General features: G+C 46.9%; 21 protein-coding genes. 17 read left to right on the top strand and 4 right to left on the bottom strand.

The genetic code is table 11. The annotated features are described in order from the left end of the window. The gene (locus ACFVQB_RS09930; RefSeq protein WP_379437673.1) at window positions 1-1,149 is read left to right on the top strand and encodes a glycerate kinase; all 1,149 of its coding nucleotides are present in this window, start codon (window positions 1-3) and stop codon (window positions 1,147-1,149) included. 102 nt (window positions 1,150-1,251) lie between these two features. On the opposite strand, the gene ACFVQB_RS09925 is transcribed toward ACFVQB_RS09930, so the two are convergent. Then, on the bottom strand, window positions 1,252-2,298 hold the full coding sequence (locus ACFVQB_RS09925) for a CdaR family transcriptional regulator (RefSeq protein ID WP_379437671.1): 1,047 nt from the start codon (window positions 2,296-2,298) through the stop codon (window positions 1,252-1,254). Between the two features lie 208 nt (window positions 2,299-2,506). After that, window positions 2,507-2,863 carry a winged helix-turn-helix transcriptional regulator gene (locus tag ACFVQB_RS09920; RefSeq protein ID WP_379437668.1) on the bottom strand — a complete coding sequence of 119 codons (357 nt, stop codon included), beginning with the start codon at window positions 2,861-2,863 and terminating at the stop codon, window positions 2,507-2,509. Between the two features lie 237 nt (window positions 2,864-3,100). Between ACFVQB_RS09920 and ACFVQB_RS09915 the strand changes: the two genes are divergently transcribed. Further along, the gene (locus ACFVQB_RS09915) at window positions 3,101-3,844 is read left to right on the top strand and encodes an SDR family oxidoreductase (protein ID WP_379437665.1); all 744 of its coding nucleotides are present in this window, start codon (window positions 3,101-3,103) and stop codon (window positions 3,842-3,844) included. Between the two features lie 267 nt (window positions 3,845-4,111). Further along, window positions 4,112-7,705, top strand: a complete 3,594-nt coding sequence (locus ACFVQB_RS09910) for an S-layer homology domain-containing protein (protein ID WP_379437662.1) — start codon at window positions 4,112-4,114, stop codon at window positions 7,703-7,705. Window positions 7,706-7,864: 159 nt separating this feature from the next. Here ACFVQB_RS09910 and ACFVQB_RS09905 read toward each other — a convergent pair whose 3' ends face one another. Then, window positions 7,865-8,431, bottom strand: coding sequence for a GbsR/MarR family transcriptional regulator (locus tag ACFVQB_RS09905; RefSeq protein WP_379437660.1), 567 nt, complete (start codon window positions 8,429-8,431; stop codon window positions 7,865-7,867). A 200-nt stretch (window positions 8,432-8,631) separates the two neighbouring features. On the opposite strand from ACFVQB_RS09905, the gene ACFVQB_RS09900 reads away from it, so the two are divergent. The 7 genes from ACFVQB_RS09900 (at window position 8,632) to ACFVQB_RS09870 (ending at window position 15,838) form a co-directional block, all read left to right on the top strand. Further along, window positions 8,632-9,507 (top strand): carbohydrate ABC transporter permease, encoded by an 876-nt coding sequence (locus ACFVQB_RS09900; protein WP_063565861.1) that lies wholly within the window; start codon window positions 8,632-8,634, stop codon window positions 9,505-9,507. Then, window positions 9,507-10,421 (top strand): carbohydrate ABC transporter permease, encoded by a 915-nt coding sequence (locus ACFVQB_RS09895; RefSeq protein WP_379437657.1) that lies wholly within the window; start codon window positions 9,507-9,509, stop codon window positions 10,419-10,421. The genes ACFVQB_RS09900 and ACFVQB_RS09895 overlap by 1 nt, the downstream gene beginning before the upstream one ends. Before the next feature lie 34 nt (window positions 10,422-10,455). Further along, entirely contained in the window at window positions 10,456-11,835 is a 1,380-nt protein-coding gene (locus tag ACFVQB_RS09890; RefSeq protein WP_379437655.1) for an ABC transporter substrate-binding protein, read from the top strand. Between the two features lie 86 nt (window positions 11,836-11,921). Then, window positions 11,922-12,689 carry an HAD family hydrolase gene (locus tag ACFVQB_RS09885; RefSeq protein ID WP_379437653.1) on the top strand — a complete coding sequence of 256 codons (768 nt, stop codon included), beginning with the start codon at window positions 11,922-11,924 and terminating at the stop codon, window positions 12,687-12,689. Next, on the top strand, window positions 12,686-13,021 hold the full coding sequence (locus ACFVQB_RS09880) for a DMT family transporter (RefSeq protein WP_090902938.1): 336 nt from the start codon (window positions 12,686-12,688) through the stop codon (window positions 13,019-13,021). The genes ACFVQB_RS09885 and ACFVQB_RS09880 overlap by 4 nt, the downstream gene beginning before the upstream one ends. Beyond that, window positions 13,021-14,031 (top strand): metallophosphoesterase family protein, encoded by a 1,011-nt coding sequence (locus tag ACFVQB_RS09875; RefSeq protein WP_379437648.1) that lies wholly within the window; start codon window positions 13,021-13,023, stop codon window positions 14,029-14,031. The genes ACFVQB_RS09880 and ACFVQB_RS09875 overlap by 1 nt, the downstream gene beginning before the upstream one ends. Window positions 14,032-14,377: 346 nt before the next feature. Next, window positions 14,378-15,838: a carboxylesterase/lipase family protein gene (locus ACFVQB_RS09870; RefSeq protein WP_379437645.1), complete on the top strand. Its 1,461-nt coding sequence runs from the start codon at window positions 14,378-14,380 to the stop codon at window positions 15,836-15,838. A 170-nt stretch (window positions 15,839-16,008) separates the two neighbouring features. Here ACFVQB_RS09870 and ACFVQB_RS09865 read toward each other — a convergent pair whose 3' ends face one another. Beyond that, on the bottom strand, window positions 16,009-17,163 hold the full coding sequence (locus tag ACFVQB_RS09865; RefSeq protein ID WP_379437642.1) for a VanZ family protein: 1,155 nt from the start codon (window positions 17,161-17,163) through the stop codon (window positions 16,009-16,011). Between the two features lie 252 nt (window positions 17,164-17,415). Here ACFVQB_RS09865 and ACFVQB_RS09860 point away from each other — a divergent pair, with 252 nt between their 5' ends. From ACFVQB_RS09860 to ACFVQB_RS09830, 7 genes are all read left to right on the top strand, one after another. Beyond that, window positions 17,416-17,757 (top strand): zinc ribbon domain-containing protein YjdM, encoded by a 342-nt coding sequence (locus ACFVQB_RS09860; RefSeq protein WP_379437640.1) that lies wholly within the window; start codon window positions 17,416-17,418, stop codon window positions 17,755-17,757. 186 nt (window positions 17,758-17,943) lie between these two features. Beyond that, the gene (locus ACFVQB_RS09855; protein ID WP_379437637.1) at window positions 17,944-18,219 is read left to right on the top strand and encodes a type II toxin-antitoxin system Phd/YefM family antitoxin; all 276 of its coding nucleotides are present in this window, start codon (window positions 17,944-17,946) and stop codon (window positions 18,217-18,219) included. Next, a complete protein-coding gene (locus ACFVQB_RS09850; RefSeq protein ID WP_379437634.1) occupies window positions 18,200-18,526 on the top strand; it encodes a type II toxin-antitoxin system RelE/ParE family toxin in 327 nt (108 codons plus the stop codon). Before ACFVQB_RS09855 ends, ACFVQB_RS09850 begins: the two co-directional genes overlap by 20 nt. A gap of 425 nt (window positions 18,527-18,951) precedes the next feature. Beyond that, on the top strand, window positions 18,952-19,764 hold the full coding sequence (locus ACFVQB_RS09845; protein ID WP_379437632.1) for a class I SAM-dependent methyltransferase: 813 nt from the start codon (window positions 18,952-18,954) through the stop codon (window positions 19,762-19,764). 128 nt (window positions 19,765-19,892) lie between these two features. Continuing rightward, window positions 19,893-20,150, top strand: coding sequence for a hypothetical protein (locus tag ACFVQB_RS09840; RefSeq protein WP_379437629.1), 258 nt, complete (start codon window positions 19,893-19,895; stop codon window positions 20,148-20,150). After that, window positions 20,147-20,464 (top strand): aspartyl protease family protein, encoded by a 318-nt coding sequence (locus ACFVQB_RS09835; RefSeq protein ID WP_379437627.1) that lies wholly within the window; start codon window positions 20,147-20,149, stop codon window positions 20,462-20,464. Before ACFVQB_RS09840 ends, ACFVQB_RS09835 begins: the two co-directional genes overlap by 4 nt. Before the next feature lie 145 nt (window positions 20,465-20,609). Continuing rightward, a complete protein-coding gene (locus tag ACFVQB_RS09830; protein WP_379437624.1) occupies window positions 20,610-21,662 on the top strand; it encodes an LLM class flavin-dependent oxidoreductase in 1,053 nt (350 codons plus the stop codon). Window positions 21,663-21,684 lie beyond the last annotated feature (22 nt).

The raw sequence follows: 21,684 nt of genomic DNA, 5'->3' as shown, positions 1-21,684 counted from the left end.
ATGAGAGAGACGACATTTGTACTGGCACCGGATTCATTTAAAGAGAGCATGACAGCGAAAGAAGTATGTGTGGCGATGGAAAAAGGATTGCGTAAAATCTACCCAGCCGCGAACTATATTCATGTACCGATGGCTGACGGAGGCGAAGGCACCGTGCAGTCGCTGGTCGATGCTTCCGGCGGTGTAATTCACCAGAGAGAGGTGAGAGGGCCACTGGGACAGCCTGTACTGGCGCAGTATGGCATGCTGGGCGATGGGTTAACGGCAGCGATTGAGATGGCATCGGCGAGCGGCATTCATCTGGTGACCAAGGAAACCCGGGACCCGCTTCGCACGACAACCTACGGTACTGGAGAGCTGATTCGGGCGTGTCTGGATCAGGGTATTCGCAAAATCATTATTGGAATCGGCGGCAGTGCGACCAACGATGGCGGTACAGGTATGGCCGAAGCGCTTGGCGCAAGATTCCTGGATGTAGACGGCCAGCCGCTTGCGCGTGGAGGAGGGGGGCTTGATCAGTTGGCGCATATCGATGTTTCCGGGCTGGATGAGAGATTGCAGGATGTGGAATTCATTGTCGCCTGTGATGTAACCAATCCGTTATGCGGGGAGCACGGTGCTTCACGAGTGTTCGGGCCGCAGAAAGGAGCTAACCCGGAGATGGTGCAGACGCTGGATGCGAATCTTTCCCATTATGCGGACGTGGTGAAGCAGCAGCTGCACAAGGATATACGTGATGTGCCGGGTGCAGGTGCCGCGGGTGGTTTGGGCGCAGGGCTATTGATTTTTACACAGGCTGTGTTGCGCAAAGGCATTGAAATTGTCATTGAATATACAGGATTGCGTGACAAGTTGTTACATGCGGATGTGGTGTTTACGGGCGAAGGTGGCATCGACTCTCAAACGAAATTTGGCAAGACGCCTTACGGTGTGGCGCGTGCTGCTAAGGAAGCAGGCAAGCCGGTTATCGCAATTGCGGGTTACGTGGGTGAAGGGATAGATACGTTGTACACGGAAGGTATTGATGCGGTGTTTGGTATTGTACCGGGTGCAGCCGATCTGGAACGACTTCTGCGCGAAGGCCCGGAGAATGTGGAGCGTACAACCGAGAATATTGCGAGAGTGCTGAAATTGGGACTGATTTCTTAACATTCTATGATTCGGTTATGTGAGTATTGGAGCATAGGGAGACTGTACGGTGCATGTCCGCATGAAGGGGCATTGCGGTGCAGTCTCTTTGTATTTTGGGACCTACTGATAAGACGCGAGTAGTCCGTGCGTAAGTTCAATGAGCTCCAGCCAATTGCGCGGGTCCTTGCCTGTAAGGGTCTGGATCCGTTTGAGCCGATATTGCAGAGTATTGCGATGGATGTTGAGATCCTCTGCAGTCGTTGACATGCTGCCATTGTGATGAATGAAACTGCGAAGCGTGTCCAGCAAGTCGGCTGTGTCCTCCAGCTTACTGACGACGTTGTTATGGCGGGCCAGGTTGGCCGTGCTGAAGCGAACCAGAAACTGCACATCATCATAACGGATCAATGGTGCCGCAGGTCGAAGCGCGAGCAAGATATTCATCGCAGATCTTGCCTGTTCATAACAGACGGCAATACTGGCGTCCCGTCTGCTAACAGAAATAAAAGCTTGGGGCTGTTCCTGATGTACAAGCTGGACGATCGAATCAACGTCTGATTCGCTCTGGATCATGATGATCTGCGTAAGACCATCCTCCTCGATGAAGAAAGAAGGAAGCTGTAGTAACACTCGGCTTGTGTCCGCACTAAACTCAGGGGCTTCATGGGGAAAGCGAATGTATAGAAGAACCGTCGGCAGCTGCAGATCGATATGGTATTGCGCTGCTTCCCTTCTGATCTTCTGCGAATAGGAACCGAAGTGGGCAAGCAGCCGTTCCAGAAAGGCTTTTTTCCGAGAAGCTTCATGGGCCAGACTTTCCAATTGATTGCGCTGTTCGATCAGGAGAGATACGGTTGTACGCACAATGTTGCAGAACGGCCGAACTTCATCCGGATGCCCGGATATGCCGATGACACCGACATGCTGATGATTGATCCGGATCGGTTCGTTGGTGCCCATCTTCTCCAGTCTGCCATCTTGCCAGACTTCGACGCGTTCTCCGGTGGTCAGGGCACGGACCGCTCCCTGGTGAATCGTGCCTGCGCGTTCCTTCTGTCCGCTTCCAATGATAATGCCCTGCTCATTCATGATGTTGATGTTGTAGGGGATGTCCTGCATCATTTTATCGACAATATCCTGAGCCTGTTTTTCCGAAAGCTGCAACATTACATGTCCTCTCTCTCCCGTTGTGCCAACAAGGTGATGTGTTTTTGTCTCTAATATGCCTGTTCAGTCTTATTTATCCATTGTGCATCTGAACGAAAGTATAGCTGACGTGCCTTTCTTAAACAAGTTTGTTTCCTAAAGGGTAAATGGTTACAAGGAATACCGTGTTATTTTTATTCAGCTTTTGCTTCGTTATGGGGTTCGCCGGCTAATTTCCCGTAGTGTTTATTTGCTTGGTTCCGTTCAAGTATTCCAGATGCGCCTTGCCCCAGCCACACATGCCATCCAACAGCGTACCAATCGTCTGCCCGTGTGCGGACAGGCTGTACTCCACCTTCGGTGGAACATCGCCATAGAGGGTGCGCACAATAATCTGATCCTGTTCCAGCTCGCGCAGCTGTTTCGTTAACGTGCCCTGCGCTACATCGGGAATCATGCGTCTTAATTCACCAAATCGTTTCGTGCCTTCCTTCAGTAAAATAAACAAGATGAGCGGTTTCCATTTTCCATTAATGGCTTCCAACGTAACCAGCACCCCTTGTAAACGTGGTTCCTGTAAATCCAAAGTATTCACCTCGATTTAAACAACTATATGTAACTCCATCATACCTGATTTTTTCGCTTTTCGCTTGTTTCGTCTGTGTGAATTGGGCAGGAATAACTGTGTCATCTGGCTCCAATAGTACGAATCTTCGTACCTGGTACGATCCAATTGCGTACTGTTCAGCGCTAATCTTTTCAATAATAATGAACAAAAAGCTGGTACAACGAAAGTGCCAGCTATACGAGGGGAAGATGCAGAATGAGTCCATTTACATTGGAGAATAAACGTGTCGTGATCATAGGAGGAAGCTCTGGGATTGGGTTGGCAACGGCAATTCAGGCTGCTGAGGCTGGTGCACATGTAGTTATTGCAGGTCGATCGGAGACCAGACTGGAGGAAGCAAGGGAACAGATTGCTTATGTCGCAGGCAAAGGCAGGACTGAAGCGGTGTCCATCGAAGTTTATGTGTTGGACAATCAGGATGAACAGCAAATCGAATCATTTTTTAATCAGGTTGGCGAATTCGATCACCTGTTCACTCCTGGAGCTGCATACACCCGTGGTCCGTTAACCTCAGATCGAAAGACGGCCGAAAGCTGCTTCAAGGGCAAGTTCTGGCCTCAATATTTTGCTGCCAAATACGCAGCTCCATATCTATCGGCAACGGGTTCAATCACGTTAATGTCGGGCGGCTTCAGCCAGCGCCCGCTGGATGGCGGTGCCTCTTACGCTGCGTGTAACGGGGCAATTGAAAGTCTGGGTAAAGCACTTGCAGTGGAGCTGGCTCCTGTTCGTGTGAATGTCGTATCCCCCGGAACCATCTGGCGTGAGGGACAGGAGGGCACACCGCGTGGCGAACATTTCAAAGACTATGAGAAACTGTCCTTGCTCAAACGTGTGGGCTACAATGAGGAAATTGCACATACGGTTACGTATCTGATGACGAATACATTCACGACTGGGAGTACATTGTTTGTGGATGGCGGATACACGATGATTTGATGCGTCTACCTGTTTGTTGTACAAGGAGCGGTGGATGAGTACAGGGACATGACAGGTATCTTAAAATTTATGAAATGTAGGACTCTATAATTACTCGCAGAAGTTAAAATGATGAATAATGACGAAAAATATTTGAGATCCGGCCTGTTTTTCACATACAGGCCGGGTCTTTTTCCGTTTATTGGGATGAATGTTCAGAATCCGTTCAGAGTTGCGTAATACAATAGGCCTATATTTCGAGAAGCGAGATGAGGGAGGAAAGAATATATGCAATACAGGAAAATAATTAGCGTGTTGCTCATTTTGGTGTTGGTAGCTCCTTGGTTGGCAGCACCAGCAGGAAAGGTAAGTGCAGGAGCATCGTATCCGGTACCAGGGAATAATGGTCTATTAACAATAAAGTATGTGGACGAGAACTCAATAGAAATAGAGTGGGAGTATGCACGATCCGAATCTTCTACACCACCTGATGTAAACTACCAGGTTTACATATCCAATGCTCCTGATCTTGCAGATATGCAACAAATCAGCGGAACATCAGGACATTCCTACGGTGATCCTATTAATGGTTCAGAATCTACAGATGGTACATATTCAAAAATAATTACAGATCTAATCGAAGGCGATACGTACTATTTCAATGTAGTAGTTAAAGATAAATATTTGGAAGCTGCGTATCAAATGCGATCTATTGAATTTACAGTGCAGCTGAGTGAGCTGGATCAGTTCAACGAACTCAAAAAGAATGCAGACCGGGGTAATAGCGATGACTTTATCCAAGAAGCCATCTTGTTGCTAGGTAATAAGCAACTCATAGCCGAGCCTGATTTTAAATCTTTGCCTCTAGGAGATCAGGAGGCTATTGCACAATACTTATTAGATATCGAGGCACCAACCAGTGATGGATACGAGAACAAGGGGCAAGTTGAGTTTTTGGTGCAATTAACTCTGAAAGCCCTTGAAGTGACTCGGCAAATCAGGGGACCAAATGCAGTATCTGCACTTGATGACCTATATACAAAGCAAGCAGAAAGAATAGATCATTTTAATTATCCAAGTGCCGAAGATAATTTCTATCCACTCATTGCTGCATATCGCACTGCCTCCGAGGTAGATAAACGCACAACGGCTTATGTATATGAAGTGAGACTGAAAAGAAAATCATCCATTTCACGTGTTTTGAAATATATAGACACAGCTGTGGAAAAAACACCTTTCATTAATCGTGCAAACACGACTGAGGAAATGTTAACGTCACTGGATAAATTCCATAAAATTTATGAGGATACTCAGGCTTACAATAGCGAGTATCTAGAAAGCCCGATAACGAGCTTCGCTTTGGACACAAGCAAAATGGATAACCTGACGCCAGAACAGCAGGAGCAATTGGCTGATCATATGCTTACTGAAAGACCGATTGGTGGATATGCAAGTTTTGGAGCGATCCAGACTGCATTTAACAAATTTTTTCCTGGTAATGAAACTGATGCGTTGGCTGCCGTAAATGCTGCAAAGAGCAACAGCGATATTAATAGTATGATTCTGGCCATGGAAGATCCTGATCTGGGTATTACTCTACCTAATGGGTACGGTGCTTTATCATTGCAGGAGAGAACATTCATTGCTGGATTCCTGATCGATTATGTGAAGAATGATTATAAAAATAAAGATCAGGTTCAATATATGATTGAACTCGCAGTTTTGGCGCAATCCATTTGGGGGCAGAAGGAACTCGATGTTCTTAAAAACAAACTAGATTTATTTGCACAGCAGTTGGTGGATGGACCAGATTATTTTAATGACCAACAGACATATGTGCTGCGCAGCATTGGGCAACAACATTTGGACCGTAGCCAAGTAGATAAAGGTGTTTTGGCTTATAAATTCTTGCATTTAGTGGCTTTTGAAAGATTGGAAGGAGCATTTAAAGGGGATATTGTTAATCCAGACATTGTGCTGAATCTCTTCTCTATGCCTTTGGATTCCTTTGAGAATGCTACTTCTATTCCACTTATGGATCAATGGCTGGATAATGCTATGAACGAATGGATTGCAGGTGAAGCATTCTTCAATAACTATAAATTTAGACGTACAGGTGCACTTGATTTATCCAAAAGAGCTGAACTCAGCCCAGAAGGCCGAAAAGAACTGGCCGAATGGGTACTTAATGAACAAGAAAGCTACGAGGATGTTGGAAATTTACAATATGTAATCAACCAATTCTTCACGGCTCCTAATGTGACGGGCAATGATATAACCAACACCATAACTGGCTTGGATGACACGATGGAGATCTCTTTTGATGGCAAACTGAACTGGATTGATGTTGCCTCTATTCAGAAATTTGATTTTAGTGGCGACAAAACGGTATGGGTTCGTTATAAAGCGATCAGTGACTTATTGCCAGGACGCGCGGTGAAGATTGTCTTCACGGCAAATGGCGATAGCAATAATGGAAATGGTTCAACACCAAACCCGGGTGGAAGCACAGGTGGTGGATCGTCCACAACTGCACCGGTAACCTCAACGCCTGCGCCAGCAACCAAGCAGGAACAAATCGTTGTGGACGTGAATGGAGCTAATGGCACCAACCTGACCAAAACGCCAATTACACGTACAACCGAGGCCGACGGTACGATCAAGGATCTCGTGAAAATGTCAGAGGCGATTGCCAAGGAATCGGTGGAAAAAGCGAAGCAATTAAATATGAACACTGCACGCATTGTCATCCCTGACGCCAAAGATGCTGTGTCTGAGACACGCATTGAACTGCCAAAAGCAGCGGTGAAACAGCTGAATGATGGTGGGCTTAACCTTGAGATTTCCACAGAGAACGCCATTATCTCAGTTCCAACGAAGTCGATTGCCGGATTTGACCAGGATCTGTACTTCCGCGTCGTTCCGTTGAAAAAGGAATCCGAGCGTAAAGAAGTGGAAGAACGTGCGAAGAAAGAGCAGTTGATCCAACAGATTACTCCAAATTCAAACGTGAAAGTGCTGGCTCGTCCGGTTGAGATTGAAACGAATATGCAAAGCCATGAAGTAACACTGACGTTGCCGCTGCGTGACAGTCTGCCAACTGATCCTGCTGCCCGCCAGCAAGCTTTGGATAACCTGGCTGTGTACATTGAACATAGTGACGGCACGAAAGAGCTGGTTCAAGGTAAGCTCGTGAAGCTTAGCGACTCCAGTGAAGGCATTGAATTTACAGTTAACAAATTCAGCACGTTCACGCTCGTTGTGGTGGATGGACTGAAAGCTTCTCAAAGCTCTCACAATCCGTATATCAACGGCTTCGGTGCTGATTTCCACCCGGATGCATTCGTAACCCGTGCGCAAATGGCAGCAATGCTGGTTCGTAATCTGTCTGATGAAGCGGGATCCGCATCTGCGAATTCTGTAAACTACAGCGATGTATCTGCTACCCATTGGGCAGCAAGCGATATTCAAAAAGCGCAATCCGCAGGCATCATGAATGGTATGAACGCCGCTCAATTTGCACCAGAGGGTTCGATCACCCGTGCACAAATGGCAACCATTGCGTATCGCTGGATGCAGCAACAAAGCACAGACGCGACAAGCAGCACATCACAAGCAACGGATGGTGCTGGATTCACAGATGTGTCCGCTGACCTTTGGGCTTCCGATGCGATTACCTATGTACAATCGGCTGGCCTGATGACCGGCTATAACGATGGTACGTTTAAACCGGACAGCAAACTGACTCGTGCTGAAGCCGTGAAAGTATTAAATGTACTGTTCAAACGGACTCCGGCAACAATCGTAACTACGCCATCTTTTACAGACGTACCTGCAACACATTGGGCTTATGCAGACATTGAGGCTGCGGCACAGAAATAAGATAACATTATCTCTAACAATAAAAGGGGAGCCCCAACCATGAAAACATGGCGGGGCTCCCCTTTTGATCATCTAAAGCCAGAACAAGTCTTGCGACACATCGACGCTCGCTGAACTGGCATTTTTTTAGTTTAACGAATATTCATAATAAGGCGTATATTAATCACTTTCATGTGGAGCGTCTTTGTAAAAAACACCATCCCGCAGTTGGTCTACAAATCCCTGCAACCACTCATAATACTGCTCGGCATGCTGAAGTTTATGCAAATCCCGCAAAGCATCTTCTCGTTCCTCCGGCGGAGTTGTTCTTGCGAGAATAATCTCCGATAACTGCGGAATGACCTCCCGGAGGCTTTCCTGCATCACGTCGATTTCCCGTTGAAGCTTGGCCCCGAAGAAGTTCTGAAACGTGCGGAAAAAGTTGGTTTCCGCCACATACTGATCCTGACGTTCCCGCTTTTCCTCCAATTTATAGATCATCTGAGATTCGGTAAGAGAACGTACAGCATAACTCATATTACTTTTGCTCATGTTCATGGACGTTTTCATCTCTTCCAGTGTCATCGGGCGATCTTCGAAATACATAATGCCATACAGTTGACCAAATGAATGATTGACTCCGTATAGATCCATGGTATTGGCAATTGCGCCAATGACTTTCTCCCTCAGCTCGGGCCGATAGGACAATGACGAATGGTTCTGGTCCTCGGCAGCTTCTTTTCCCACAATCTCACCTCTAGTATATGGATGGGACTCCCTGTTTCCTTTTCATATTTTACATGACCTCGCGTTATTTTAACATAACCCGGAATTAGTTTTTTCAAATGTATTATACAATCATTTTTGTACAGAAGAGAATAAAGGGTGTTTGAAGGATTGATTTTTAAAGGAATAAAATAAAATTTGGACGATTAGGAGTGTGCGAATTGCGTGTGAAATTATGGAGGGAGACAGAGGCGGTTCTCTTCACCCTTCCTGCCCTTATCCCATTACTCATTTTCTGGCTGGGGCCCTTGGGATACATTGTATATCTGAGTTTTACGGATTGGGACTTCATGAGTCCTGACAAATTATTCGTCGGTTTGGATAACTACAGTTATCTGCTAACCAATTCTGAATTCTACCGTTCATTAAAAGTTACGCTGTTGTTCGGTCTTGGAAGTGTAGTACCTACGATTGTGGGTGGATTGGCGCTGGCCATGCTCATGAACAGCAAGATTAAATCCTCCGGCCTGTTCCGAACACTGCTGTTCTCCCCCTGGGTGACCCCGACTGTCGCAGTCTCTATTGCGTGGTCATGGATTTTCGAACCTGAAGTGGGACTGGCCAACCTGTTGCTTGGCTGGGTTGGTATATCCCCGATCGGCTGGCTGAAAGATCAGAACTGGGCACTGGTAGCTGTTCTCATCGTTACGTTGTGGAAATCGATTGGCTGGTCCATGGTGTTCTACCTTGTTGCATTACGTAACCTGCCATCCGATTTGTTAGAAGCGGCATCGATTGATGGAGCAGGCAGCTGGGACAAGTTCCGAAGCATTACATTGCCGTTGATCTCACCCACCACGTTCTTCCTGTCCATCATCCTGACGATCCAATCGCTTCAGGCTTATGACCAGATCAACGTGATGACGCAAGGGGGACCGGCGGGATCAACAAGGACCTTGCTTTATATGTATTATCAATCTGCATTTGAGTCCTTCAATGTGGGAGAGGCTTCTTCCATCGCCGTCGTTATTATTCTGATCTGCGTTCTGCTGTCAGGAGTATCCTTCCTGCTCGGCCGACGCCTGGTGCACTACTGATGAATATGACCACTATAAGCAAACAAACAAGAAAAGATAATAGTCGTGAGGAAGTGCAGAAACGGAAGGTTCCTCGTGCAGGAAAAGGATTTGCTACCGCACTTCGTTATCTGCTGCTTGCTCTGGTGAGTCTGACGATGGCATTTCCGTTCTACTGGATGGTCATTAGCGGTTTCAAGACGAATGATGAGATTTGGCAGTTCCCGCCAACCTTCTGGCCCGAAACGTTCCGTTGGAACAATTATGTGGATGCGTGGCAGTCTGCTCCATTTGCCCGTTACATTCTGAACAGTACAGGGGTAGCGGCAGCGATCTGTCTGATCCAGGTCGTCAACTCCAGCATGATGGCCTATGCACTCACCCATATGCGTTTTCGTATGAAAGGGGTGCTCACCGGACTCATTCTGGTGGGTTACATGATTCCGAGTACCGCCGTTTATCTGCCCAGTTATTTGGTGCTCAGTGAACTTAAATTACTGGATTCTTATACCGGACTGATTGTGTCCAACTGTGTCAGTGTGTTCTCCATCTTCCTGATCCGTCAGGCGTTCATGCAGGTGTCTCACGAATTGGTGGAAGCCGGGCAGTTGGATGGAGCGTCACACTTCCGCATTCTGTGGACCATTATGACGCCGCTGGTTCGTTCATCGTTTGCCGTAATGGTGTTGATTACATTTATTGACCAGTACAACAACTATTTCTGGCCGATGCTTATCACCAAAGACCCAAATTTGCAATTGGTATCCGCAGGTCTGCGCAGCTTTTTCGTGGAAGGTGGAGCCTACGGTCTGGCATGGCCACAGATCATGGCGGCCAGTGCCTTTACCATCGCACCGCTGCTGATCCTTTTCCTGTTTACCCAGAAAACTATCATGCAGAGTGTGAATATTACTGCCGGCGTGAACAAGAACTGATTTTCACAACATACTTTATATAGGAGGAATCAAAATGAAATTGGGTCAAACGAGTATGAAATGGCGGAACAAATTAAAGCTCAGGTGGAGAGGGGGCATGTCGCTGGTACTGGCTGCGAGTTTTGCCCTGATCACCGCGTGTGGTTCCTCAGCCGATAGCGGCACAGGCACGGGTTCAGATGCAGCTACTGCGAATGGAACTGATTCTGTATCTAGTAGTCCGGTAGAGATTGAGTTCTGGTATGGTCTGGGTGGTAACCTGGGAGATAACATGAAGAAGACGATTGATGCCTTCAATGCATCCCAGAGTGAAGTTGTTGTGAAAGGTATTGTACAAGCCGATTACACGGAGACCGAACAGAAGCTGCAGGCAGCCATTGCTTCAAAAAAAGTACCCGCCGCTGTACTAAGCTCCAATATCGATTGGGCGCGCAAAGGGTACTATGCACCTCTCGATGAGCTGATCGCTGCCGATCAGAGCTTTAACAAGGAAGATTACGTGCAGACCTTCCTGGAGCAGGGAAAAGTAGACGGCAAGCAGTATTTCTTACCAATGTACGGAACAACTCAGATCATGTATTACCGTATGGATGCGCTGAAAGAGAATAATATCGATCCTGCCACGTTGACCACGTGGGAGGCACTTGCTAAAGCGGCAGCGAAGATGAGCAAACAGGAGAATGGCAAGACAACCTTCTATGGCTGGGAGCCGATGTGGGGTAGCGATAACATGATCGACGCCGTGCTTGGTAAAGGCGGGAAGATTCTGAGTGATGACGGCAAGACCGTAACGATTGATTCACCGGAATGGGTAGAGACGTGGGAACTGTTCCGCAAATGGATTAATGAGGACAAGACCATGGGTATTCATTTTGGCGGCCAAGGCTGGGAGTACTGGTATAAAACCATTGATGATGTCATGAAAAATAAAGCAGCCGGATACACCGGTTCCAGCGGTGACCAGGGAGATCTCGATTTCAGCATCGTTGCAGCCATGGAACAACCAGGCTGGGAAGGTGTAGGCCAAGGCAAACCTGTAGCGAGTGCAATCATGGCAGGCATCCCGGCTGAAGCAAGTCCGGAACAGCAGCAAGCAGCCTATAAATGGCTGACGTATTTCTCGGAAACAGCGAATACAGCAGCTTGGTCCATGAACACAGGTTACATTGCAGTTCGTCAATCTGCTCAAGAAGATCCTGCTTTCAAAACGTTCAGTGAAGAGAACCCGCAAATCAAGGTTCCACTGCTGCAGGCTTCCCATGCTTCGGCTCCGTTCCAGGACCCGACCGGAGGCAAAATCAATGATGCGCTGAAGGATGCAGCGGATCAGGTACAGATTAATAACATTCCAGCGGCACAAGCGTTGAAAGAAGCCAAAGAAAAGGCTCAAAAAGAATTGGATCGCGTGAAATAACAAGGAAACAAGCTTAACTTGGAGGAGCGGTGCAGTCATGTACCGCTTTTCTGACTTAGTAATTCAGCAGACAAGGAGCGTAACCGATGCCCGAATTAACGCTGGGGAGCCTTTCGACCCCAATTGAGGCTATTTTATTTGACAAGGATGGGACATTGCTTGATTTTACAGCCATGTGGGGCTTCTGGACCGATCGTATGATGGAGAACTTCCGGGAAGAGCTTGCTGCCCGTGGCCTTCAGTTCAATGCAGCAGAGATTCCTCATATATGGGGAACATTCCATGATGAGCAGGGACGCATGAACGGCTATGATGTGCGAGGACCCCTTGCCATGGGAACGATGGAGGAAGTCTACGCCGTATTAACTTGGCATGGCTATCGTGCAGGATTGAGCTGGGCGGAAGCGAAAATTATCGTGAGGGAATGTTTGCTACAGGCAGAATACGCGATGAATAGGGAACGCCCTGCTCAGCCCCTCCCAGGCGCCCTTGCCTTTCTTGAGCAGTGTCGTAGCAAGGGACTGAAAATGGGCGTCGTCACAGCGGATGAGACAGAAAATGCCCTAAGTCATTTGAAGTGGATGGGTATTGAATCCTTTTTCTCCGTAGTTGTAGGAACAGATCAGGTTGGACGGGGAAAACCGTTTCCTGACATGTTGTTGCTGGCGTGTGAGCGTCTGGGTGTACCTACTGCAAGAGTTGTCGTGATTGGCGATACGGATGGTGATATGGAGATGGCTCGTGCTGCGGGAGCTGCCTGGAAGATTGCTGTGGGTGAACCTGCTCATATCAAGCTTGCCGATCTTACGGTTCGTTCGTTTGATGAATTGCTGGAAGTTGAGGTAAACCGATGACGAGTCATTCATATACCGGATGGATACTGCTTGCCCTGGCGATTGGATTGGAGCTGAGCGGTACCATTCTAATGAGGGTATCGGATGGTTTTACCCGCTTATGGCCTTCCATTCTTATGTTTGCCTGTTATGGAGCAAGCTTTACCCTGTTGAATTTTGCTGTGAAGTATATGCCGCTGGGGGTTGCTTATGCCATCTGGTCGGGCGTAGGTATTACATTGATTGGGATCGTGGGACATTACTTTCTGGGAGAACGTCTGAAGGCGATGTCGATCGTCTGGATGGGTTTTATTCTGATTGGCATTATTGGACTGAAATGGAGTGATTCCTGATGGGAAATGAAAATAAATACGAAGAACCGATAATCAGCTTCCAGGTCATCACTGACACTCATGTCAGAGAGCAGGCTGATCATATCCATAACCGTCATCTGGAGAAAGCGCTGGAAGACATCGCAACGTATAGCCATGGCAGCAGCGGAATTATGCATGTGGGCGATGTGACCGATCGTGGACTGCCGCAGGAATACCAAGAGTTGCAACGTATATTGGAGGCTCAAGGCGATTCACTGCCTCAACTGCGTTACACCGTAGGTAATCATGATATCGGAGCCATTTTATGGGGAGATCCGCCGCTGGACTTGACTACAATGACCCAGCAAGAGGTGGGTGAGGTGCTCGGGCATTCAGGGGATATGGGCCAAATCGAGGCTCATGATATTGAAAAATCGCAGGAATCTATCTCAATTGAAGAGTTATGGCAGAAGCGGTTGAACGATTTTACAGCAATCACAGGTATGAACGGATCGTACCACGACTACTGGATCAACGGTTATCATTATATCTTCCTGGGTACGGAGCAGCCTCATCCGAAAGATTGTCATATGTCTACTGAACAACTGCAATGGCTGGAAACGAAACTGTCTGAGCAAGCTTTGCCTGAGCAGCCGACTTTCGTCTTTCTACATCAACCACTGATGGATACAGTCGCGGGTTCCATGAAGGAACAGGGTTGGTATGGCGTGAATCAGGACGCAGCATTAAAGGCTGTTCTAAGTCGTTATCCGCAGGTCATCCTCTTCTCTGGGCATACCCATTGGCAATTGCAGGCTCAGCGCACCATGTACGAAGGTAGCGGACAGATGCCAACGATGTTTAATGCTTCCTCTGTAGCTTATCTCTGGACGGATGAGGATGAGCATCTGGAGGGAAGTGAGAGTTTACATGTGGATGTATACCGTGACCGCGTTGTCGTTAAGGGGCGTGATCATGTGAAGGGTAGCTGGATTGAAGGCGCGGAATATACGGTTCATTATCCGGTAAAAGTAAACGGCGGTAATTAATCATACATCGGGGAAATTGATGAAATATGCAGGGCAGGAATAGAAGACTTCGCTCGTTAGTTGCAGCGGAGTCTTTATTATTACTGTAAAAGTTCCACGTGAAACGTAGCGATGGCGGTTGATTTTGAGCAAACTTGTAAATGGGACCAACTGGGATTTATACTCAAATAAGTGGAAACGCGCCTGTCAGTACGTACAAAATTGCGTTGAAGCAGTGCAAGGTACCTTGTGTACGTTATTTAATAAATTTTTAGACAGAATTTCGTCAGCCCAAAGTTACACCCGGATCTGAGCAACACCAGTCGTAAGCTGGAACTATCGATCAGTAGAGAGGATGTATATGTGCATGAGGGAACTTCAAGTGAACACAAGATATGGCACGGTTCAAGGAGAGCTTCTGCATGGAGCGAGTGTATGGAAAGGCATTCCCTATGCAAAACCACCCGTGGGTGAATTACGCTTTCAGACTCCGGCTCCACCTGAGTCGTGGGATGGAGTCAGAGAGGCAAAGCAATTCGGCCCTGAAAATATACAGCCAAGAAATCCTCAAGCCGAGGGCATATCCGGACAGCCTCCGGTGGAATCGGAAGATAGTCTTTACCTGAATATCTGGGCACCTGAAAAAGAAAGCCATGATGCACGTCCCGTGATGGTATGGATTCATGGTGGATCATTCGTTTCAGGCGCTGGCAGCCAGCCCATGTACGATGGAACACAACTTGTCCTCCGGGGAGACGTTATCGTCGTGACAATTAACTACCGCCTGGGGCCGCTAGGGTTCCTGCATCTGGCTCCGCTTGGAGAAGATTTTGCATCCAATGTGGGTTTACTGGATCAGATTGCTGCATTGCAATGGGTGCAGGACAACATCAAGGCTTTTGGCGGTGATTCGCATAACGTTACTGTATTCGGAGAATCTGCGGGCAGCATGAGTATTGCGGCTTTGATGGCGATGCCAGCAGCCAAAGGATTGTTCCACCGTGCCATCATGCAAAGTGGAGCCTCACAAGTCGTGCCAGCAGAGCAGGCTTCAGCCATCCGTGATGGCATGTTGAAGGTTCTGGGTGTAACACCAGATGACCTGCATAAACTCAAAACCATTCCAGTGGAGCAAATCATCGCTGCTGGCGAGACGGTCAAACAACAAAGCGGTGCAGGCATGGCCCTGTTGTTCCAGCCCGTACTGGATGGAGATACACTTCCGAAATCGCCTCTCCAGGCGGTTGAAGAGGGAGCGGCACAGGATATCCCTGTACTGATCGGAACCACTTTGCATGAAGGATCGTTGTTCATTCAGCCTCAGGTGCCTTACTCCGAAGAGATCAACATGGTGAAGGCTGTTGATTTCATGACACCTGATCTGGAGAATCGGGCTGCAATTGCGGACAGTTATCCCAAAACTGCAGATGGTCAAGCCCAAGTGATGACGGATCTGTTCTTCTGGCGCTCGGCTGTACAATATGCGGCTGCTCAGCAGAAGCATGCACCTGTATGGATGTATCGGTTTGATTGGGTAATGCCGGAGCATCCACTGCTGCATAAATCAATCCATAGTATTGATATTTTCTTCGCTTTTAATACGTTGCCTGTATTGAAGTTTATGAATGCCGAACCGGATGCCGCAGCAGCAGAACTGGCGGGTAAGGTGCAGGATGCATGGACTTCGTTTGCCAAGAGTGGCAAGCCTGAAACGGCGGGTGTGAACTGGCCTGCCTACGAAGATGATCGCGCTACGCTGATTTTCAATCATGAAGTGGAGTTGGTTCATGACCCGGAAGCTTCCAAACGTGAGCTGCTGGGGCTATAGTTCGATCCCATCTGGACTTTATCTCACATAGTCAAAAGGTGTGCCTTGTCATTGGTTGACGAGGCACACCTTTTGTTATGATGGATCGAACTTGCCGACTTTAATGGCGAACCGCTACGGTACTATTTTTCGCCTGTATCTATGTGCTGTGAGTGGTGTGAGTGCAGCATTTACTTTCGGGATGCTCTTGTCTTGGATACATCATCACAGTAAAACGCTCGCTTGCCTCGGGAGAACAGCACCAGCATAACATGAACGAACAATACCAAGAGAATAAGCATATGCAGACCAAAAATTCCGACAGAGATCCACACCTTATAAGGTTCGAGCATTGCATTTTCATTCAGAAAGGCATAGTCGGTTATGAATTGAGCTACGGTGACCAAGATCCAAGGGGCGTAAAGTGCCAGCAGCCTTTTGAACAGGGATGTGCTGGAAGGCTCGCCAGTTTCCCGGTTAACATATCTGAACCGCATTAGGGCCGACCCTGGAGTCTTGCCATCTCGCAATGATGGAATAAAGAAAAATACAAACAACATAGCGATCAACGTATTTAGCGTAACGACGATCACATTTGTATTACTCCAATTGAAAATGGACATCAGATTGGACAGGAATACAACAACGACACCGTCAATGATAAGCGCCAGTAATTGAGGCACTGGATAAACCTTGTTTTGTTCCAGAATCTGCTCGCTTTTTGCCTGTATGCTTGCACGAGACGGGAATAAGGCAAGCAGGATGGGAGCTGCGAAAAATCCAAGTACCGTTCCTGAAGTATTAAGCAGCAGGTCATCCACATCAAACAGCCGATACGGGCAATCATAATAGCCGTAGAAGCCAGTGATCTGGGTAATCTCAAAGAACAGGGATAAGCCGAATCCGCTTAATAAAGCCTGTTTCCAGTACGTTCTCTTTTGCCAAAAATACCGGATATACACGCCAAGTGGCATAAGAAGCATTACGTTGAACAGTACCTGCAGAAAAGCTCTGCCTTGAATCATTCCAATATAGCTGGCGGGTTGAGACCAGATGATTGGTGTTTCTTTCATAATATCTTTTACAAAGGTGAACGGAACAAGGTTGTAATATACGGTATCCGCTGCTTGCTGCGCACATGTATTACGAGTGGTCGGGAAAGGAAGAATTACCAGACAATATGCAGCCAGTAGGTAGAAAATAAATGAAAAGCTGACGCCAAATCGTGACCAGCTAAAAAATCCATCTTTCCGATATCCGTAGATCAACCAAGGCACCAGCAGAAACATGGCGATAAGGACAAAAATAAAGAAAGCCGTTTGGACAGGAAAAACATAGGGTGACATGAGCAGAAACTCCTTTTATAGAATATATATCAGCATTTCGTGTGAGATAAGAATTTCAAGAATAGTATTTCGTTGTGATGCTCCACCATTTTTCTTCTGGAACTTCAGTATAAAGAGCCTTCCTTAAATCAGGGGGCAGGGTAATCTTAAATTTAGTTTAAAATCGATTAACGTCGTGCCTATGTGGAACAATGGACTGCATTCCCGTATACTTGCGAGGAAGCCACAAAATGAATGGAGAGTTTAATACATATGTCTAATTTGCCTAATTGCCCCAAATGTAATTCCGAATACACTTACGAGGACGGTAATTTGCTGGTATGTCCAGAGTGTGCGCACGAGTGGGCGCTTGCGTCTGAACAAGAAAGTGAGGAAGAAACTAAAGTAGTACGCGATTCGAACGGTAATGTCCTGAATGATGGCGATACCGTTACGGTCATTAAGGATTTGAAGGTGAAGGGCAGTTCACTGGTAGTTAAGCAGGGTACCAAAGTCAAAAACATCCGTCTGATTGACGGTGACCATGACATCGACTGCAAAATCGATAGCCTGGGCGCAATGAAGCTCAAGTCCGAGTTTGTGAAAAAAATCTAGCCCATTTCCTTAGGCAGCACTGGATTGCCATGTTATTGACCTTGTCTTAAGCCGTAAAGAACGTTCATTTCTGCAATGCTGTGGAAGTGAAGGTTCTTTTTTGTTATGTGGAGAAAGGAACCAAGATGATTAAAGTAGTATTATAATGTTATAATTAAGTGATTATAATGATATCGGAGGGAAGTTATGCAGATCAAACCATCAACTACAATACGCAAGGACTATAACGGGTTCTCTAAATATTGTCATGAGCTGGATGAACCCGTGATACTTACCCGCAATGGAGAAGCTGATTTAGTCGTGATGAGCCATGAAGCGTACCGTAGAATGGAAGCCAGAACCGCGTTACAATCCAAACTACTCATCGCAGAGAAACAGGTGGCTGAAGGGGAAGAGTTGCTCAGTCACGAGCAAGTGATGACACGATTACGGAGAAAATTGGATGCTTCCAAAACAGAGTAGCATTCGATATGCTCCTGCTGCTGTTGATGATCTGGACGAAATTTTCTCTTATATATCCATGGATAACGTGGAACAGGCAGAGAAAATGCTTAATAAACTGGATGGGAAAATAAGAAACATTGCCGATTTTCCCAATATAGGTTCTGTTTTGTCAGAGGACGATTATAACCTGATCCAGCGAGGATACCGTTTTATCGTTGTTTCTCCCTATCTGGTTTTCTACCGCATTATTGGAGAGGATATTACCATTTATCGCATCTTGCATGGGCGAAGAGATTACCTCCGGGAGTTATTTGAAATGAATTGACAGGAAATATTTAGAAGTATTATACTGGTTAAAATTTAACAGTCAAACGCAATGATCAGGAGTATTAAGGTACAAGGTTTGGTCCAGAGAACTGTCGATTTGGTGCAAGGCAGTCCAACCTTCCCCAACTCACCTGTGAGCAGCAGAATCGAACCGTAGTTACGTGAGTATCGTCATTGTTCAGCACACGAAAGGGCTGGATGTTGAAAATGATGCTATATACTGACTTCATGTAGATCCTGACGGTTAACCTCCGTCATCAGGTCCTGAGATGCTATGGCAGGATAGGTTGGAGCATGTTTTCCAATCCTGTTCATGGGTCAAGAAGAGTGGTACCGCGAAGGTCAGACCTGTCGCCTCTTAGTTGAGGTGGCAGGTTTTTATTTTTTATGGCCTTAATGTTGAGAAAAGGCAGGTGCAGAATCATGGAAAGATCACGTGTGATTGAGTATTATTCCAGATTTGACGAGTGGGGAAGGCTGGACCGGGAACCGCTGGAGTTCATCATTAACATGCATTATATCCGAGAGTCACTCCCGGCAACCGGACTTGTGCTGGACAATGGCGCAGGACCAGGGAAATATGCGATGGAGCTTGCCAAACTCGGATACCGTGTCACGCTGTCCGACCTGACCCCTGCATCTGTGGATATGGCTCAGCAGAAGGCAAAGGAATTGAATTTGACTCAGCAGTTTGACGGATTTCATGTATTGAATGCGACCCATCTGAGCGGTATTGCAGATGAGATGTATGATGCCTCTCTGATGCTGGGGCCGTTATATCATTTGCAGACGGAAGAAGAGCGAGTGACTGCGGTACGGGAGCTGCATCGGGTCACCAAGCGTGGGGGAACGGTTTTTGTAGCGATGCAGAGCCGGATGCGAATGGGCATTACCTCTTTGCAATTCCCTCAGCAATGGAAACCGCATGACCACATGGAAGCTATCCGGTCTTTTGTGGAAAAGGGCACATTCGATCATTCGGATCAAGGACGGTTTACAGGAGCGTACTATTTCAACATTCAGGATATCAACCCATTTATGGAGCAGCACGGATTCGAAACGGTAGACCTGATTGGATCGTCCAGTCTGAGAGCTATGCTCACAGAAGAGCAGCAGCAATATTGGAAAGAACGCGGGGAAAACGATGAGTTGATCCAGTACATGATTGAGGCGGCCAAAGACCCGTCGATATTGGGAGTCTCGTCTCATCTGCTGTACATTGGGAAAAGGAAATAATCATGAAATCAATGGATTTTGAGAAGAATGGATACTCTTTGTAAATGAAAAAGTAGCTTACCATTTCAATTGGATCGATCATGGAACATGGTATAATAGGGATCAAATAGCGGGCTGGAGGTGTCACTATGCAATGGAAGGAAGTTCAGAATCGATTCCCTAACGAATGGGTCGTTTTTGAGGCAACCAAGGCACATTCTAGGGAAGGCCAGCGTTATATTGAAGAGATGGCGGTTATTGATTCATTTGATGATTCCACACAAGCATTAAAACGATACAGTCAATTGCATCAGGAAGATCCAAGACGGGAATATTGTTTTTTTCATACTTCTCGTCCAGAAAGTTGTGGCGAGAGAGCGGTACATTGGGATAAGAGGTCCCGATGAAAATCTCGGAGATATATGGTCTGCCTTTTATAAGCTTACAGCTTACGTATAGAGGAGAAGTACTCTATTTAGAGAAAATCCTGCTCGACACAGGATCAGCCAGTACGTTGCTAAATGCAGACATTGTCCAGGAAATAGGTATGGTTCCTGAAGAGAATGATGAGGTTGATATTATTAGAGGCGTAGGTGGTATAGAGTATGTTTACACCAAGTTACTGGACTCTATAACTGTGGATGGAACAACGCTTAGGGAGGCTGGCATTGTAATTAATGTGAATGTAATGGAACTAAGTATAGATAAAGAATTTATTTAGAAAAATAAAAAGTGCCCTCTGGAAAACAGGGGGCACTTGTATTTTTCATCAAAATAGTTCAATATTAAGGTAAATAACAAAAGGTGATCTACTTACAATTGGTTAGATGAACGACGGATCGCTTCATAACAGGGAGGAATAGACAATGGAAATTGGAATCAGCACATTTGTGGAGACGAACCCAGATGTAAAAACAGGAGAACTTATAAGTCATGCTCAGCGTATTCGCGACGTTGTTGAAGAGATTGTTTTGGCAGATCAGGTGGGGTTGGATGTATATGGCGTGGGAGAACATCATCGTGCTGACTATGCCGCTTCATCACCAGCAGTCATCCTGGCCGCAGCAGCTTCGCAAACCAAAAATATCCGCCTGACCAGTGCAGTAACGGTGCTGTCATCGGACGATCCGGTACGGGTTTTCCAGGATTTTGCCACACTCGACGGCATTTCGAATGGACGTGCAGAGATTATGGCAGGGCGGGGATCATTCATCGAATCGTTCCCATTGTTCGGCTATGATCTGAACGACTACGATGAACTATTCGACGAGAAATTGGATTTGCTACTCAAACTACGCGATTCTGAAAAGGTAACTTGGGAAGGCAAACACCGCCCTTCCTTTAACAATCTGGGCATTTACCCGCGTCCGGTACAGGAAAAACTTCCGGTATGGATCGGCAGCGGCGGTAACCAGGAATCGGTTGTCCGCGCAGGTCTGCTTGGATTACCGCTTGTACTCGCCATTATTGGTGGTCGCCCCGTTCAATTCGCACCACTGGTGGAGTTGTACAAAAAAGCAGCTGCACATGCAGGTCATGACGCTTCCAAACTGACTGTGGCTTCCCACTCTCATGGGTTCATTGCGGATACAACAGATGAAGCGGTAGAGAAATTCTTCCCTCCAGCTCAGGCTGTAATGAATATGTTGGGTCGTGAACGCGGCTGGGGACACTATAGCCGTGCAACCTTTGACGCGGCACGCAGTCTGGAAGGCGCATTGTATGTGGGTGATGTGGATACCGTGGCTCAAAAGATTATCTATCTGCGCAAAGAAGTCGGTATCACACGCTTCATGTTACACACTCCCCTCGGCACGATGCCTCATGAAGAAGTGATGAGAGCGATCGAGCTACTCGGTAAAGAAGTCGCTCCAATCGTGCGCAAGGAAATTGCACGTTGGGAAGCCGAGAATCAGTAAACATGTTAAATCGGCTGAATCC

Origin of the sequence: Paenibacillus sp. NPDC057886, from assembly GCF_042796655.1 — a bacterium.
GTDB lineage: Bacteria > Bacillota > Bacilli > Paenibacillales > Paenibacillaceae > Paenibacillus.
The sequence above is the reverse complement of the archived record's forward strand: the minus strand, read 5'-3'. Positions and strand labels throughout refer to the sequence as shown.

Excerpts from the sequence above, each read along its gene's own strand:
- ACFVQB_RS09890 (WP_379437655.1), top strand. The coding sequence starts at position 10,456 with ATGAAATTGGGTCAAACGAGTATGAAATGGCGGAACAAATTAAAGCTC.
- ACFVQB_RS09875 (WP_379437648.1), top strand. The coding sequence starts at position 13,021 with ATGGGAAATGAAAATAAATACGAAGAACCGATAATCAGCTTCCAGGTC.
- ACFVQB_RS09845 (WP_379437632.1), top strand. The coding sequence starts at position 18,952 with ATGGAAAGATCACGTGTGATTGAGTATTATTCCAGATTTGACGAGTGG.
- ACFVQB_RS09835 (WP_379437627.1), top strand. The coding sequence starts at position 20,147 with ATGAAAATCTCGGAGATATATGGTCTGCCTTTTATAAGCTTACAGCTT.
- ACFVQB_RS09930 (WP_379437673.1), top strand. The coding sequence starts at position 1 with ATGAGAGAGACGACATTTGTACTGGCACCGGATTCATTTAAAGAGAGC.
- ACFVQB_RS09830 (WP_379437624.1), top strand. The coding sequence starts at position 20,610 with ATGGAAATTGGAATCAGCACATTTGTGGAGACGAACCCAGATGTAAAA.
- ACFVQB_RS09860 (WP_379437640.1), top strand. The coding sequence starts at position 17,416 with ATGTCTAATTTGCCTAATTGCCCCAAATGTAATTCCGAATACACTTAC.
- ACFVQB_RS09870 (WP_379437645.1), top strand. The coding sequence starts at position 14,378 with ATGAGGGAACTTCAAGTGAACACAAGATATGGCACGGTTCAAGGAGAG.
- ACFVQB_RS09880 (WP_090902938.1), top strand. The coding sequence starts at position 12,686 with ATGACGAGTCATTCATATACCGGATGGATACTGCTTGCCCTGGCGATT.
- ACFVQB_RS09850 (WP_379437634.1), top strand. The coding sequence starts at position 18,200 with ATGCTTCCAAAACAGAGTAGCATTCGATATGCTCCTGCTGCTGTTGAT.
- ACFVQB_RS09895 (WP_379437657.1), top strand. The coding sequence starts at position 9,507 with ATGAATATGACCACTATAAGCAAACAAACAAGAAAAGATAATAGTCGT.
- ACFVQB_RS09855 (WP_379437637.1), top strand. The coding sequence starts at position 17,944 with ATGCAGATCAAACCATCAACTACAATACGCAAGGACTATAACGGGTTC.
- ACFVQB_RS09840 (WP_379437629.1), top strand. The coding sequence starts at position 19,893 with ATGCAATGGAAGGAAGTTCAGAATCGATTCCCTAACGAATGGGTCGTT.
- ACFVQB_RS09925 (WP_379437671.1), bottom strand. The coding sequence starts at position 2,298 with ATGTTGCAGCTTTCGGAAAAACAGGCTCAGGATATTGTCGATAAAATG.
- ACFVQB_RS09885 (WP_379437653.1), top strand. The coding sequence starts at position 11,922 with ATGCCCGAATTAACGCTGGGGAGCCTTTCGACCCCAATTGAGGCTATT.
- ACFVQB_RS09915 (WP_379437665.1), top strand. The coding sequence starts at position 3,101 with ATGAGTCCATTTACATTGGAGAATAAACGTGTCGTGATCATAGGAGGA.
- ACFVQB_RS09910 (WP_379437662.1), top strand. The coding sequence starts at position 4,112 with ATGCAATACAGGAAAATAATTAGCGTGTTGCTCATTTTGGTGTTGGTA.
- ACFVQB_RS09865 (WP_379437642.1), bottom strand. The coding sequence starts at position 17,163 with ATGTCACCCTATGTTTTTCCTGTCCAAACGGCTTTCTTTATTTTTGTC.